This is a genomic window from Pseudenterobacter timonensis (assembly GCF_900021175.1).
GTDB lineage: Bacteria > Pseudomonadota > Gammaproteobacteria > Enterobacterales > Enterobacteriaceae > Enterobacter > Enterobacter timonensis.
The window spans coordinates 387,115-402,465 of the sequence record NZ_FCOP01000012.1; the positions used below are offsets into that span (position 1 = coordinate 387,115).

Genomic DNA, 15,351 nt, shown 5'->3' on the forward strand with positions numbered 1-15,351 from the left:
GGCGGACGCCTGGCCTCCGCCGGGTTAATTATCAGGACTGCAGATAGACCACCTGCGTTTGCAGATACTCGTGCAGGCCATGCTTGCCGTCGGCCCCGCCGATACCGGATTTACGCCAGCCCGCGTGGAAGCCCTGCATCGCCTCGAAGTTTTCGCGGTTGATATAGGTCTCGCCAAACTTCAGCCCTTTGATGGCCTTCATCGCCACGTTCAGATCCCGCGTATAGATGGAAGAGGTCAGCCCGTAGTCGCTGTCGTTGGCCATCGCCAGCGCCTCCTCCAGAGTATCGAACGCCACCACCGGCAGCACCGGCCCGAAGGTCTCTTCATGCATGATCGCCATCTCCTGGCGCACATCCAGCAGCAGGGTTGGCGGGTAGAAGAACCCCTTGCCCTCCACCGCTTTGCCCCCCAGCGCCACGCGTGCCCCCTCCTGCACCGCCCGGGCCACCTTCTGCCCGACCCGCTCCAGCGCGGCGGCGTTAATCAGCGGCCCCATGGCGATATCGTTACGCTCCGCCGGGTTGCCAAACTGCACCGCTTTCATCGCCTCGCCGAGACGGTTCACAAAGCGGTCATAAATGCCCTTTTGCACATAGACGCGTTCGGCGCAGTTACAGACCTGCCCGGTGTTGATCACCCGGGAGTCCACGATTGCCTTCACCGCCAGCTCCAGGTCAGCATCGTCCATCACAATCGCCGGCGCTTTACCGCCCAGTTCCAGGCAGACTTTAGTGATATTTTTCGCCGCGGCGGCCATGATCTTCTCCCCCGCCGTCACGCTGCCGGTCATACTGACCATCGCCACCTGCGGATTCCCCGCCAGCTCCTGCCCCACCGTTTCGCCACGTCCCAGCACCAAGTTAAAGACCCCTTTCGGCAGGCCAATCTCGTCGACGATTTTGGCGAACGCAATGGCGTTATTAGGCGTAAATTCGCTGGGCTTGATGACTATCGTATTGCCGGTCAGCAGCGCGGGCGCCATCTTGCGGGCAATCAGGAAGAAGGGAAAGTTCCACGGCAGGATGCCGGTGGTGACGCCCAGCGCGCGTTTAAAGACCAGAATATTTTCGCCCGGACGGTCGCTCTGAATAATTTCCCCTTCATAACGGCGCGCCCACTCGGCCATGTAGTCGATATAGTCGGCGGTGAAGTTAACTTCCACTTCCGCCAGCTGCTGAATTTTTCCGCCTTCAGCCACGATGAGCGCGGCGATCTCTGCCACGCGCTCGCGGATGCCAGCCGCAATTTTGCGCAGCCAGCCGGCGCGTTCAATGGCGGGCAGCGCTTCCCAGCCAGCCTGCGCGCGGGCGGCCGCCTCTATCGCTTTGCGGGCATCCTCTGCGCCGCCGTCGGGAATACGGGAAATGACCTCTTCAGTGGCCGGGTTGACGACATCAATCCAGGCTTCACCCTGCCAGGCAACAAACTGTCCGTCGATATACATAGGATGTTGTACGGGTACTGTCATAACCTGCTCCTGTAATTACACTGTTTTTAACAAGTAAATTTATTGTTAAAAACTACAGGGACATACCCACATTCCTATTCTATCGCGCTGTTTTTGTGAGATATCTCATAAAATAATTGCGTCAGCAGAGCAGGCAGGTTACATACCAGCAACATAAAAATGCCCGTTTGCGGCGAAGCGCGCGCAAACGGGCAGCGGTTACAGGAGGGAGCGGCTGGTGAGGGCGTCGGTGAGGATCACATCGCTACGCAGAAGCTGCCAGTCTGCCTCTGTCTCAGGGGAGATATCCACATGGGCGATAAAATCGCGCCCGGCCGGACCGTAGCCGTTGGCGTCATCCCGCAGGCGCGGCAGCTCGCCTAATAGCAGGGAGAGATAACGTTCCACCGGCCAGAGCCCGTCGCTACTGCCGGTAAAGACCAGCCCATCGTCGCTGTTCTTTAACTGCGGCGTCAGGCCGGGATGGCTAAACCAGCGCGGGGGAGAGAGCTCGTCGCGGCAGACTCTGGCGAGGGTCGCCATGGTGCGGCGCTGCATGGTCGGATCTTGCACCACCAGCACCCGCTGCGCCTGGGGAAAATGGCGGGCAATCAGCGCCCGGCTGAAGCGGGCATTCTCTCCGCAGTTGGTGGACTGGTCCTCCACCAGCAGCCGCTCATCGGGGATCTGCCAGAAACGGCGGGCGATATCGGCGAGAATAGCCGCCTCTGCCCGTCCGGTGGTCGGTACGGTGTTGTAGCGCGGATGTCGCGCCGTCGCCGCGTAGAGGAAGGTGGTCGAGTGGCCAATACCGCCGCTGATCACCAGCGGTACCCCCTGAGTAGAGGCGACCCGGCAGGCGGCCTCGATGGTGGGGATCACCGCGTTACCCGCCAGCAGCACCACATCTACCGGCTCGTTATGATAATCATCCTGCGCCAGCCAGGCTCCTGTGCGGTTAACGGCGGCCAGCGTGCTGTCAGGCAGGTTAGGGAAAAGTGCGAGCGTCATGGTTACCTCCTTACATCATTAATTCTCAGGGTAACGCGCTCAGTCAGGCTGAACAGGGGATCTCTCCGAAAGCCGCGCGCGGGTCCCTGGCGCTCCGCCTTCCTCCCTGACAGGCAGAGTACTTCTATTATCCCACATTCCGCCTCAGTCTGGGGAGGGCCGATGCGCGCATCGCATAGCGAATATTCAGCGCCGTCTCCTGCCGGTCAACGCAGGCGCAGACTCCCCAGGTCTGCTGGATCCGCTGCGGAGTTAGTACCGCGGCGGGGCTGCCGCTGGCAACCACCCGCCCCGATTTCAGCAGGACCAGCCGGGTGCAGAAGTTGGCTGCGAGGTTAAGATCGTGCAGCGCCACCACCACCGTAATGGGCAGTTCGCTTATCAGGCGCATCAGCTCCAGCTGATACTCGATGTCGAGATGGTTAGTTGGCTCATCCAGAATGAGGATCTGCGGCTGCTGCGCCAGCGCGCGGGCGATCTGGCTGCGCTGACGTTCCCCGCCGGAGAGCTGCCGCCAGAGCCGGTTGCGCAGAGGAGCGAGCTGCATCAGCGCTATCGCCTCCTCCACGGCGCGCTCATCGGCCACGTTTCGCCCCTGGAAGGGGCGACGCCACGGCGTTCGTCCCAGTCGCACAATCTGCTCCACGCTCAGATCGCCCTCCACCTCCGCGTGCTGTGGTACAAAGGCGATATGGCGCGCACGAACCTTCAGCGGCAGCGCCGCCAGCGGGATATCATTAAGCGTGACCTGCTGCGCGTGACGCGCCACCAGCCCCGCCAGACAGCGCAGCAGGGTTGACTTGCCTGAGCCGTTTGGCCCCAGCAGCCCCACCACCTGCCCGGCGGCGATCTCAAGGTCGATCTCCTCCAGCACCGTGCGCGCGTGGAGCCTGACCGTCAGCCCGGTAACGCAGAGAGTCATGTCCGCACCTCCCGGCGACGGCAGAGCATCACCACAAACGCCGGGGCGCCCACCAGGGCGGTTACCACCCCCACCGGCAGAACCTGATTCGCTATCAGGGTGCGCGACAGCACATCCGCCAGGATCATAAAGTGGCTGCCGATCAGCGCCGCCAGCGGAATGGCGCGCCGGTGCCCGGGGCCGCAGAGCATTCGGGTGATATGCGGGATCACCAGCCCGACAAACCCCACCGCGCCGATGGTGCTGACCAGCACCGCCGTTACCAGCGCGCAGGTAAGGAGCATCACCACGCGCACCACCGTGACCGGCACGCCGAGCGTGGCGGAGACCTCATCGCCAAAGGTGAAGGTATCCAGAGCGCGGGCGAAGGCGAAAATAACCGCCAGCCCCGCGAGGGTCACCCCGAGCGCCAGCAGCGCGTCCGGCCAGCGCACCCCGCTCAGGCTGCCCAGTAGCCAGAACATCACGCTGCGCGACTGCTCCGCGTTGGCCGAGGTGCTGACTACCCAGGCGGTGAGCGCGTTAAACAGCTGCGTCCCGGCGATGCCCGCCAGCAGGATGCGCGGCGGGCTGTCGGTCATTCCCCGGGTAATGATCATGATCAGGACAAACGCGGCGCAGGCACCGAGAAACGCCCCGCTGCTGATGCCCAGCACTGAGCCGCCCAGCCCCAGCAGCATCACGCAGACGGCGCCAAGCGACGCCCCGGCAGAAATCCCCAGCAGATAGGGCTCAGCGAGCGGGTTGCGCAGGATCGACTGTAAAACCAGCCCGCACAGCGCAAGTCCGGCGCCGCTGCTGGCCGCCATCAGCGCCCTGCTCATGCGGTACTCCCAGATAATCCCCGCCTCCACCGGCGGCACTTCCCAGTGGGTCAGTCCCATTCCGTTGAGGATCGCTTTGCCCGTATCCGCCAGCGAAACAGCCATCTCGCCCGTCGAGGCGGCGAAGAGCAACATCCCCGGCAAGGCCAGCGCGCAGCCGGCCATCAGCAGCGGCCATGACCAGGCGAAGCGCGGCGCCCGGTTATTCATCACCAGCACGCTCATGGCTGTGCCTGATAGGTTGCCAGCGCCCGGCTGATGATCTCCACCGCATCCACGTTACGCAGGGAGGGATTGAGCGACATGGCGGGCACCACCACGATCTGCCCTTTCTGCACCGCCGGGATATTTCTGGTCACCGGGTCGCGCTCTAAAAAGGCTTTTTTCACCGCCACGTCATCCGCCGGATAGAGCCGACGCGCCATATCCGCGATCACGATAATATCCGGCTGCGCGCGGGCGATATGCTCCCATGTCACGGCGGGCCACTCATCATGGGAGGTGATGATATTTTTTAAACCCAGCGTCTTGCCGATCCAGCCCGGCGCGCCATAGTCCCCCGCCACCCAGGGATCGCCATTGAGCCGCGCGCTGGAGAACCAGAACACTACCCGGAGCGGTTTTTGCGGCTGCGCGCCCACCCGTTTTTTCGCTTCGTCAATACGTGTCTGCAACGCCCGGTTGAGCTTTTCCCCCTCCTGCGGCACGTTGAAGATAGCCGCCAGCGCGCTTATCTCGTGCCTGATTTCCGTCATCGTGAAGGGGGTGATGCGGGCGCCGTCGCCGTTGGAGGTCGACGTAACGCTTTTCCCCACGCAGTCGGCGGGCGAGATCCAGCTTTTAATCCCCAGGGAGGTCAACTGCTCGCGGGTCCCCACCTCCCCCTGCGGCCCGATGTGCCACTGATACTGCGCCAGCACCAGATCGGGTTTCTGTGCCACTACCGATTCAAACGACGGGGCGTTGTCCGCCAGTTTTTTCAGGCCAGCGCCCTCTCTGGCCAGCGCGTCGGGTAGCGGACCAAACCAGACCGAGGTGGCGGCAATGCGATCCTTCAGCCCCAGCGCCAGCAAAAGCTCGGTTTCATGCTGGCCGACGGTCACTACCCGCTCAGGTGGCTGAGTGAAAGTCTGTTCGAGGCCGCAGTTCTCGACGGTGAGAGGAAATGCCTGCGCGCTAAAAGTGAGGCTGGCATAGAGCGCCAGCGCAGAGAGGAAATGGTGTTTAACGGTCACGATCTTCATCCTGATTATGTAATGTTATAACATAATACATATCATTGCCGTGAGAACAACCCGGTAAAGAGAAAGGAAAAGAGGCAGATCAGGAAGTGGATAAGGAGTTGATGCAGGTCATTTGCAGCGCGGTTTTCTCCCCTTTCACGCTGCGCAGAACAAATAAAAACAGTCTATCATCAAATAATTAACAGACTATTTTCATATTCACTTGAATTATGATTTACGTCAGTCGTAGAATCATTAGCCCACTAACTATTAAGAGCCAAAGGTAAGAGACAGTATGCGCCTGCCCCAACGCGATCCTTATGCTCCTCGCGAATGGCAGCCTCACGAAAAGCCTACGCTGCTCGGCTCGCCTTCAACGCCGCTGCACAGTACCCCAAAGCGCATCGCTTACGGTATCGTGGGGCTCCTGGTCTGCCTGACGGGTGCGCTTGGCAATGCGCTGGTGACGGCAAACCTGCAAAATCTTCAGGGCACCTTTGCCGCCTGGTCGACGGAGATCGCCTGGCTCCCCACCGTCTATGTGATGACTAACGTCTCCATTAACCTCCTGCTGGTGAAGTTCCGCCAGCAGTACGGGCTGCGCGCTTTTACGGAAGGGTTTCTGGTGCTCTATGTGCTGGTGACATTCTTCCACCTGTTTGTGAACGATCTCAGCTCCGCGTTGATGGTGCGCGCCGCCCACGGGATGGTAGCCGCCGCGCTCAGTTCGCTGGGTATCTACTATCAGGTCCAGGCCTGGCCCGCGAAGCATCGCCTGAAGGCGCTGACCATTGGCATTACCGGCTCCTCGCTGGCTATTCCTGTCGCCCGGCTCTTCTCCACCGAACTGCTGCAGCTTGACGAGTGGCGCGGGCTCTATTTCTTTGAGCTGGGGCTGGCGCTGGTGTCGCTGGGCTGCGTGATCGCCCTGAAGCTTCCCCCGGGCGATCGGCGTAAAGTGTTTGAGAAGAAAGATTTTATCACCTTTTTTCTGCTGGCCCCCGGTATGGGTCTGCTCTGCGCCGTGCTCTCCCTCGGACGGCTGGACTGGTGGTTTGAAGCGCCGTGGATCGGCTGGTCGCTGGCGCTCTCTCTGGTGCTTATCATCAGCGCCATCGTTTTTGAACATAACCGCACCAACCCGCTGCTGAATACCCGCTGGCTCTCCAGCGGCAGTATCCTGCGGCTGGGGTTGATTATGCTGCTGATCCGTATTGTGCTGGCGGAACAAAATACCGGTGTTTTCGGCTGGCTCCAGTATGTGGGGCTGCAAAATGAGCAGATGACCCATCTTGGATGGGCGATTCTGGCAGGCATTCTCTGCGGTATTACCGCCAGCTGCCTGACCATTAAACCGACGAAGCTCTCATGGCCCATCATCACCTCCCTGGCGCTGATGATTATCGCCTCGCTGCTCGACAGCCGCTCCACCAGCCTGACCCGCCCCGACCAGCTGCTGCTGAGCCAGTTTCTGCTTGGCTTCGGCAGCGCCTTTTTCCTCGCGCCTGCCATGCTGGCGGGCATCGGCGGGGGCATCGCCGAACCGCGTAACCTGGTGAGCTTTTCGGTGCTGTTCGGCATGAGCCAGAACGTGGGCGGTCTGCTCGGGTCGGCGATACTCGGCACGTTTCAAATCTGGCGGGAGAAATATCACTCCAGCCTGATCGCCGATCAGCTCACCACCCTTAATCCGCTGGTGAATGAACGAATACAGATCTACAGCCAGATGTACCAGCAGCTGATTGGCGACAGCACGCTGCTTAGCACCCAGGCCATTTTGCAGCTACAAAACAGCGCCACGCTGGAGGCGAATATTCTGGCCTACAACGATACTTATTTACTGACGGCTGGCATTGCCACCGCCACGCTGGTCTGGATCCTCTGGCGGCTTTTACGTCTGCGGCTCACCGCCCGCATGGCGTTAAAAAAGGCGACCGGTACCAAATAAGCCATAAAGAACCATGTTTAGTTGTTTGCCCTGGGAGGGGTTATGAGTCAGCAGGATGCCGCTAAAGAGCAGGCCAATACCCGCAATAATCTGCGCGTTGTCTCGATTTTTACCGCCGCCGCTATCGGCATCGTCGGCGTGCTGGTGATTTTGTACGCCTGGCAGCTGCCGCCGTTCACCCGACACACGCAGTTCACCGATAACGCCTACGTGCGGGGTCAGACCACTTTTATCAGCCCGCAGGTGAATGGCTACATTACCGGCGTGGAAGTGCAGGATTTTGCCCATGTCAGACAGGGCCAGCTATTGTTGCAGATTGACGACCGGATCTACCGCCAGCGCGTACACCAGGCAGAGGCGCAGCTGGCGATGAAGATCGCCGCCCTTAACAACAACCTTCAGCAGCGGAAAAGCGCCGAGGCGGCGATTGTACGCAACGACGCGATCCTGAAAAACGCCCGCGCCCAGAGCCAGAAAACCCAGGCCGATCTGCGGCGTGTGAAGGAGCTGACCGCCGACGGTTCGCTCTCTATACGTGAGCGCGACGCGGCGCTCGCCAGCGCCGCCCAGGGCAGCGCGGATATTGAACAGGCGAAAGCGACGCTGGAGATGTCACGCCAGGATCTGCAAACCGTTATCGTCAACCGCGCCTCGCTGGAGGCGGATGTGGAAAACGCCAGAGCGGCGCTGGAGCTGGCGCAGATCGATCTGCAAAACACCCGGATCGTCGCCCCGCGCGACGGCCAGCTCGGTCAGGTTACGGTTCGTCTCGGCGCCTACGTCACCGCAGGTACCCATCTCACTTCCCTCGTGCCGCCGCAGCACTGGGTTATCGCCAACCTGAAAGAGACCCAGCTCGCCGAGCTGCGCGTCGGGCAACCGGCGACATTTACCGTGGATGCCCTGAACGACCGGGCCTACCAGGGCCGGGTGCAGAGCATCTCCCCGGCCACCGGCGTGGAGTTCAGCGCCATCACTCCCGATAACGCGACGGGTAACTTTGTGAAGATCGCCCAGCGCATTCCGGTGCGCATCGAGGTGCTTGGCAGCCCGGAAGAGGCGGCGCTGCTGCGTCCCGGCATGTCGGTGCAGGTGACGATCGATACGCGGGAGGAGAAAAAATGAGGCCACGCGCGCTCGCTTTAATCCTCTCCCTCACGCTGCTTGCAGGCTGCCAGTCGGTGGATGTGGAGCCCGCCAGATCGTCGCTCGCTATTCCGGCGCAGTGGCGCACGCAGACCGGCCCCGCCAGTCCGGCGGATAAACTCTGGTGGCGTCATTTTCATGACAACCATCTCAACCGCTACGTCGACCTGGCGCTCAGAAACAACAGCGATGTGCTGATTGCCCGGGAGCGGATCAACGAATACCAGGCGCAGGTCTACGGCGCGGACGGCAGCCTGTTCCCCTCCCTCGACGCCAGCCTCGGGGGAACACGTTCCCGCTCACAGTCGGCGGCGACCGGTCTGCCGGTCTACGGCACGCTCTACAGAGGCAGCCTGACCGCCAGCTATGACGTGGACATCTGGGGAGTGAACCGCAGCACCGTTAACGCCGCCGAAGCCTCTCTGGAGGCGCAAAAAGCGGCGGCGGCGGCGGCCGATCTGAGCGTTGCCTCCTCGGTCGCCTCCGGCTACGTCACCCTCCTTTCGCTCGATGAGCAACTGCGGGTGACGCAATCGACGCTTACCTCCCGACAGGAGGCGTATGACCTTGCCCGTCGCCAGTATGAAACCGGCTATAGCTCGCGTCTGGAGCTGATGCAGTCCGACTCCGAGCTGCGCGCCACCCGCGCCCAGGTGCCGCTGATTCAGCACCAGATCGCCCAGCAGGAGAACGCGTTGAGCCTGTTGCTTGGCAGCAACCCCGGCCCGGTGGCACGCAGCGACAGCTTCGCCAGCCTGACGCCCCTGACGCTGCCCTCGGTACTGCCCTCCTCCTTGCTCAATCGCCGTCCCGATATCGTGCAGGCGGAACAGCAGCTGGTAGCGGCGGACGCCACGCTCGCCGCCTCGCGCGCCAGCCTGCTTCCCTCTCTCAACCTGACGGCGACCGGCTCGGTACAGGATCGCACCCTTTCCGGCCTGCTGGATAATCCGCTCCAGCTCTGGAGCATCGGCGGCAGCATTCTCGCGCCGCTACTTAACCGCCAGGCGCTGAACGCGCAGGTGGATATCTCCCAGTCGCAGCGTAACCAGGCGCTCTACAGCTATGAAAAGACGGTCCGCAACGCCTTCAAAGAGGTCAATGACAGTCTGGATGCGATTACGCGTTACCAGCAGCAGCTGACGGAGCTGCTGGCGCAACAGGATGTCGCTCAGGAGACCCTGCGCATCGCGCAGAACCGTAACCGCAACGGCTACTCCTCCTATCTCGACGTGCTGGATGCGCAGCGTACGCTCTACACGGCGCAGACAAACGTGGTGCAGGCAAAAAATAACCTGCTGCTGGCCCAGGTAGATCTCTACCGGGCGCTGGGCGGCGGATGGTCTGTTAATTAAGGGGAAGCTATGCAACAACAGTGGTCGGCAGTCGATAACAATCTCATTTCATCACTCATTCCTCAGGATGAGGTGCTCAGACAGGTACTGGAAAATAACCTGCGCGCAGGGTTACCGGAACATGACGTGGCGGCCAACCAGGGGCAACTGCTGGCGTTGCTGGTGCGCATGGTTCAGGCGCGGCGCGTGCTGGAGATTGGCACCCTGGGCGCCTACAGCTCAATCTGGATGGCCCGCGCACTGCCTGAGGACGGAAAGCTGATTACGCTGGAAGCCGATCCGCTGCATGCCCGCGTCGCGCGCGAAAACATTACGCTGGCTGGCCTGAACGAACGCATCGTTCTGCGGGAAGGCCCTGCGCTGGAGACACTGGCAGAGCTGGGCGACGACGCGCCCTTCGATCTGATTTTTATCGATGCCGACAAACCCAATAACCCTCATTATCTGGAGTGGGCGCTGCGCTACTCCCGTCCCGGTACGCTGATTATCGGTGATAACGTGGTACGCGACGGCGAAGTGATTAACGGCCAAAGCGACGACGCGCGCGTGCAGGGAGTACGTCGCTTTATCGAGATGATGGGAGATGATCCGCGTTTAACCGCCACCGCCCTGCAAACGGTGGGCGTTAAGGGATGGGACGGGTTTACGCTGGCGATAGTGAATGGATAAAGAAAAGCCGGGTAGCGGCTACGCCTTACCCGGCCTGGATTTTCTCCTGCAGGCCGGGTAAGCGCAGCGCCACCCGGCGTTTTTTTACGCTGAAATCTGCTCCATCGCCTGAAGGATTCGCTTGTCGGAGATGGGATATGGCGTGCCGAGCTGCTGGGCAAAGAAGCTGACGCGCAGCTCCTCGATCATCCAGCGGATCGCCTGCACGTCATCGTCGTCCCGGCGCGCGGGCGGCAGCTTGTTAAACCACTGCTGCCACGCCTTCTGAACGCTCTCCACCTTCAGCATCTGCGCTCGGTCGCGGTGCGGATCGACAGCCATCTTCTCCAGCCGTTTTTCGATCGCCTGCAGATAACGCAGCGTATCCCCCAGACGGGAGAAACCGTTACCGGTGACAAAGCCGCGGTAGACCAGGCCGTTCATCTGCGCCTTAATGTCCGACAGCCCCAGCGCCATGGTCATATCCACGCGCCCTTTCAGCCGTTTGTTGATGTTAAAGACGGCGGTCAGGATCTTCTCCACCTGCTTCGCAATTTCTACGACGGTATCGTTCAGCTCCGCCCGCACTTTTTCATGCAGGGCGGCAAAGCCCTCCTCGGTCCAGACCGGCCCGCCCGCCTCGTCAATCAGCTTATCTACGCCGCAGGAGATACAGTCGTCAATCAGATCCAGCACCTTCCCGTAGGGGTTAAAGTAGAGACCCAGCTTGGCCTTGTTGGGGAGCTTCTCATGCAGATATTTAATCGGCGACGGGATGTTGAGCAGCAGCAGGCGCCGCAGCCCGCGCCACATGGCGTGCTGTTGCTCCTGCTCATTGTCAAACAGCCTGATCGCCACGCTGTCGCGCTCGTCCACCAGGGCAGGCCACGCCTTCACCTTATAGTTGCCGCGCTTCTGCTCGTAACGTTCCGGCAGATCGCCAAAGCTCCAGATATGCAGCCCGTTCTGCTCGATGCCATCATCCGCCACCGCGGAGAGGGTCTCCTGCACTTTACCCTTCAGCGCCTCTTTGAGCTCACTCAGGGAACGGCCTTCGCTCAGCTTTTTATTCTTCTCATCCACCACCCGGAAGGTGATTTTCAGATGATCGGGCACCTGATCCCAGTGCCACGCTTCGCGGTCAACGGTGACGCCGGTCATGCGCCGCAGCTCGCGCTCGAGGGCGTCCAGCAGCGGCATCTCCAGCGGCGTCACGCGGCCTAAAAACGCTTCGGCGTAGTTAGGCGCCGGGACGAAATTACGGCGCACCGGTTTTGGCAGCGATTTTATGAGCGCGATCACCAGCTCGCGGCGCAGTCCGGGAATTTGCCACTCAAAACCGCTCTCCTCTACCTGATTGAGCAGCGGCAGCGGAATATGTACCGTCACGCCATCGGCGTCGGCGCCGGGCTCAAACTGATAGGTCAGACGCAGCTTAAGGTTGCCCTGATGCCAGAAGTTCGGGTAGTCGAGCTTGCTGACCGACTCGGCGCCCTCTTTGATCAGCATGCTCTTCTCGAAGTTGAGCAGATCCGGCGTCTCGCGGCTCGCCTTTTTCCACCAGCTGTCAAAGTGGCGGGCGGAGATGACGTCGTGGCTGATGCGCTGGTCATAAAACTCAAACAGCGCCTCATCGTCCACCAGGATGTCACGGCGGCGGGACTTATGCTCCAGCTCCTCCACCTCGGCGCGCAGCTTCAGGTTTTCGCGGAAGAACGCGTGACGCGTCTGCCAGTCACCCTCCACCAGCGCGTGGCGGATAAAGAGTTCGCGGCTCAGGGCAGGATCGATCTGGCTATAGTTGACCTTACGCGCCGCCACCACCGGCAGGCCGTAGACGGTCACTTTCTCCGTCGCCATCACCGCCCCCTGCGCCCGCTCCCAGTGCGGCTCACTGTATGAGCGTTTCAGCAGATGCTGGGCTACCGGCTCCACCCACTCCGGGTCGATGCGCGCGGCGATACGTCCCCACAAGCGGCTGGTCTCCACCAGCTCCGCCACCATGGTCCATTTAGGCGGCTTTTTGAATAAGCCGGAACCCGGGAAGATAGCGAAGCGTGCATTACGCGCGCCGGTGAACTCCTGTTTATCTGCATCCTTCATGCCGATATGGGAGAGCAGACCGGTCAGCAGCGCGATGTGAATCTCGCGGTACTCCGCCGGCTCGCTGTTGACCGGGATCCCCAACTCCTCCACCACCTGACGCAGCTGGGTATAGATATCCTGCCATTCGCGCACGCGCAGGTAGTTGAGGAAATCGACGCGGCACTGGCGGCGGAACTGATTTGAGGAGAGCGCTTTCTGCTGCTCGCCGATGTAGTTCCACAGGTTCACAAACGCCAGAAAGTCCGACTCTTTATCGTGGAAACGACGGTGTTTCTCGTCCGACGCCTGCTGTTTTTCAAGCGGACGTTCGCGCGGGTCCTGAATGGAGAGCGCGGAGGTGATGATCATCGCCTCGCGCACACAGCCATGTTTTTGCGCTTCCAGCACCATGCGCGCCAGACGCGGGTCTACCGGCAGCTGGCTCAGCTGGCGGCCCAGCGGCGTCAGCCGGTAGGCGGTGGCCTGTTCATCGGTCGTAATCGCGCCAAGCTCTTCCAGCAGGCGCACCCCGTCCTGGATGTTGCGTCTGTCGGGTGCCTCCACAAAGGGGAACGCGGCGATATCGCCCAGCCCGAGCGCGGTCATCTGCAAAATAACGGAGGCCAGGTTGGTGCGCAGAATTTCCGGATCGGTAAATTCCGGGCGCGAGAGAAAATCGTCCTCGGAATAGAGGCGAATACAGATCCCCTCCGACACACGACCGCAGCGCCCTTTACGCTGGTTGGCCGAGGCCTGCGACACCGGCTCAATCGGCAGACGCTGAACCTTGGTACGGTAGCTGTAGCGGCTGATGCGCGCCGTACCCGGATCAATCACATATTTAATGCCCGGCACGGTGAGCGAGGTTTCCGCCACGTTGGTCGCCAGCACGATACGCCGCCCGCCGTGCGGCTGAAATACGCGGTTCTGTTCGCTGTTCGACAGCCGCGCATAGAGCGGCAAAATCTCCGTGTGGCGCAGGTCGCGCTTGCTCAGCGCGTCGGCGGTATCGCGGATTTCGCGCTCGCCGCTCATAAAGATCAGGATATCCCCCGGGCTTTCGTTACCCAGCTCGTCCACGGCATCGAAAATAGCCTGCAGTTGGTCGCGCTCGGTATCCTCATCCCCCTCAACAATCGGACGATAGCGTACCTCCACCGGATAAGTCCGGCCCGAAACTTCAATAATTGGCGCATTGTTGAAATGTCTGGAGAAGCGCTCCGGGTCGATGGTCGCGGAGGTGATGATGATTTTCAGATCGGGACGGCGCGGCAGCAGCTCTTTCAGGTAGCCGAGCAGAAAGTCGATGTTCAGGCTGCGCTCGTGCGCCTCATCAATAATGATGGTGTCGTACTGCATCAGCAACCGGTCCTGCTGGATCTCCGCCAGCAGGATCCCGTCGGTCATCAGCTTAACCATCGTGTTATCGCTGACATGGTCGCTGAAGCGCACCTTGTAGCCGATGCAGCCGCCCGGCTCCGTTTGCAGCTCTTCCGCAATACGGTTCGCCACGGTACGCGCCGCCAGACGCCGCGGCTGGGTATGACCAATCAGCCCCTTAACGCCGCGGCCCAGCTCCATACAGATTTTCGGCAGCTGAGTGGTTTTACCGGAACCGGTCTCCCCCGCCACGATAACAACCTGATGGTCGCGCACCGCCTCAAGAATGGCCTGCTTTTTCTGGCTGACCGGGAGGTTTTCCGGGTAGGTGATCTCGGGACGCGACGCTTCGCGCAGCTGAACCTTCCCTGCCGCCTGTTCAATCTCTTGCGCCATCTCCTGGAAAATGGCCTGTTGTGCATCAGGATTTTTAACCTTTTTCGCCCCGTGCAGACGGCGCGTGAAGCGCTGTTTATCGCGAAGCATCAGCGTATCAAGTTGCTGCATCAGCATCGGGAAGGTTAATTTTTGTTGTTCTGTCATAGCGTTAGCGGGCAGTGCACTGCCAAATAAAATCTCTTTTTAATGATAGCTATAGTGTACCACGTGACCCCTTTTAGCGCCTTATTCAAAAAATTCGAACACAGACTTCGATATATTGCGCTATCTCTGCAGCAGAATTGTGAATAGAGTGTCAACAAGCAACGGGGCCACCCCATCAAATACAACCAAGGAATCACCCATGAGCAAAGTATTAGTTCTTAAATCCAGTATTCTGGCAGGGTACTCACAGTCTGGTCAGCTTTCCGACTATTTCGTTGAACAATGGCGCGAACAGCATAGCGCTGATGAAATCACCGTACGCGATCTGGCTGCCAGCCCGATTCCGGTGCTGGACGGTGAGCTGGTTGGCGCGCTGCGTCCGAGCGATGCGCCGCTGACACCGCGTCAGCAGGAGGCGCTGGCGCTCTCTGATGAGCTGATTGCTGAACTGCAGGCGCATGACGTGATCGTGATTAACGCCCCGATGTATAACTTCAATATTTCGACGCAGCTTAAGAACTACTTTGACCTGGTGGCCCGCGCGGGCGTCACCTTCCGCTATACCGAAAACGGCCCGGAAGGGTTGGTGAAAGGCAAGCGTGCTATCGTGCTGACCAGCCGCGGCGGTATCCATAAAGATACCCCCACCGATCTGGTGACGCCGTACCTGACTATTTTCCTCGGCTTTATCGGCATTACCGACGTGAATTTCGTGTTCGCGGAAGGGATCGCCTACGGTCCGGAAATGGCGACCAAAGCGCAATCCGACGCCAAAGCGGCGATCGACAGCCTGGTCGCAGCATAATGACCCGCCTC

General features: G+C 60.6%; 11 protein-coding genes. 5 read left to right on the forward strand and 6 right to left on the reverse strand.

The genetic code is table 11. From position 1 onward, the window contains the following. Positions 1-31 precede the first annotated feature (31 nt). The 5 genes from aldA to BN3796_RS15240 all read right to left on the reverse strand — a co-directional run bounded on the left by aldA (position 32) and on the right by BN3796_RS15240 (position 5,445). Positions 32-1,471, reverse strand: coding sequence for an aldehyde dehydrogenase (aldA, locus tag BN3796_RS15220; protein WP_061709197.1), 1,440 nt, complete (start codon positions 1,469-1,471; stop codon positions 32-34). 198 nt (positions 1,472-1,669) lie between these two features. Next, positions 1,670-2,461, reverse strand: coding sequence for a YdcF family protein (locus BN3796_RS15225; RefSeq protein ID WP_061709198.1), 792 nt, complete (start codon positions 2,459-2,461; stop codon positions 1,670-1,672). A gap of 127 nt (positions 2,462-2,588) precedes the next feature. Beyond that, positions 2,589-3,383 (reverse strand): ABC transporter ATP-binding protein, encoded by a 795-nt coding sequence (locus BN3796_RS15230; protein ID WP_061709199.1) that lies wholly within the window; start codon positions 3,381-3,383, stop codon positions 2,589-2,591. Further along, entirely contained in the window at positions 3,380-4,432 is a 1,053-nt protein-coding gene (locus tag BN3796_RS15235) for a FecCD family ABC transporter permease (protein ID WP_061709200.1), read from the reverse strand. Before BN3796_RS15235 ends, BN3796_RS15230 begins: the two co-directional genes overlap by 4 nt. Continuing rightward, the gene (locus tag BN3796_RS15240) at positions 4,429-5,445 is read right to left on the reverse strand and encodes an ABC transporter substrate-binding protein (RefSeq protein WP_061709252.1); all 1,017 of its coding nucleotides are present in this window, start codon (positions 5,443-5,445) and stop codon (positions 4,429-4,431) included. The genes BN3796_RS15235 and BN3796_RS15240 overlap by 4 nt, the downstream gene beginning before the upstream one ends. Positions 5,446-5,725: 280 nt before the next feature. Here BN3796_RS15240 and BN3796_RS15245 point away from each other — a divergent pair, with 280 nt between their 5' ends. Genes BN3796_RS15245 through BN3796_RS15260 form a run of 4 tightly spaced genes read left to right on the forward strand, consistent with a single transcriptional unit; the run spans position 5,726 to position 10,548 of the window. Continuing rightward, a complete protein-coding gene (locus BN3796_RS15245) occupies positions 5,726-7,378 on the forward strand; it encodes an MFS transporter (RefSeq protein ID WP_061709201.1) in 1,653 nt (550 codons plus the stop codon). 42 nt (positions 7,379-7,420) lie between these two features. Next, positions 7,421-8,503 (forward strand): HlyD family secretion protein, encoded by a 1,083-nt coding sequence (locus BN3796_RS15250; protein ID WP_061709202.1) that lies wholly within the window; start codon positions 7,421-7,423, stop codon positions 8,501-8,503. Then, positions 8,500-9,879: an efflux transporter outer membrane subunit gene (locus tag BN3796_RS15255; protein WP_061709203.1), complete on the forward strand. Its 1,380-nt coding sequence runs from the start codon at positions 8,500-8,502 to the stop codon at positions 9,877-9,879. The genes BN3796_RS15250 and BN3796_RS15255 overlap by 4 nt, the downstream gene beginning before the upstream one ends. Positions 9,880-9,888: 9 nt before the next feature. Next, on the forward strand, positions 9,889-10,548 hold the full coding sequence (locus BN3796_RS15260; protein ID WP_061709204.1) for an O-methyltransferase: 660 nt from the start codon (positions 9,889-9,891) through the stop codon (positions 10,546-10,548). Between the two features lie 84 nt (positions 10,549-10,632). On the opposite strand, the gene hrpA is transcribed toward BN3796_RS15260, so the two are convergent. After that, positions 10,633-14,535 (reverse strand): ATP-dependent RNA helicase HrpA, encoded by a 3,903-nt coding sequence (gene hrpA, locus BN3796_RS15265; RefSeq protein ID WP_061709205.1) that lies wholly within the window; start codon positions 14,533-14,535, stop codon positions 10,633-10,635. Between the two features lie 199 nt (positions 14,536-14,734). Here hrpA and azoR point away from each other — a divergent pair, with 199 nt between their 5' ends. Further along, the gene (gene azoR / locus BN3796_RS15270) at positions 14,735-15,340 is read left to right on the forward strand and encodes an FMN-dependent NADH-azoreductase (RefSeq protein WP_061709206.1); all 606 of its coding nucleotides are present in this window, start codon (positions 14,735-14,737) and stop codon (positions 15,338-15,340) included. The last annotated feature ends 11 nt before the right edge of the window (positions 15,341-15,351 follow it).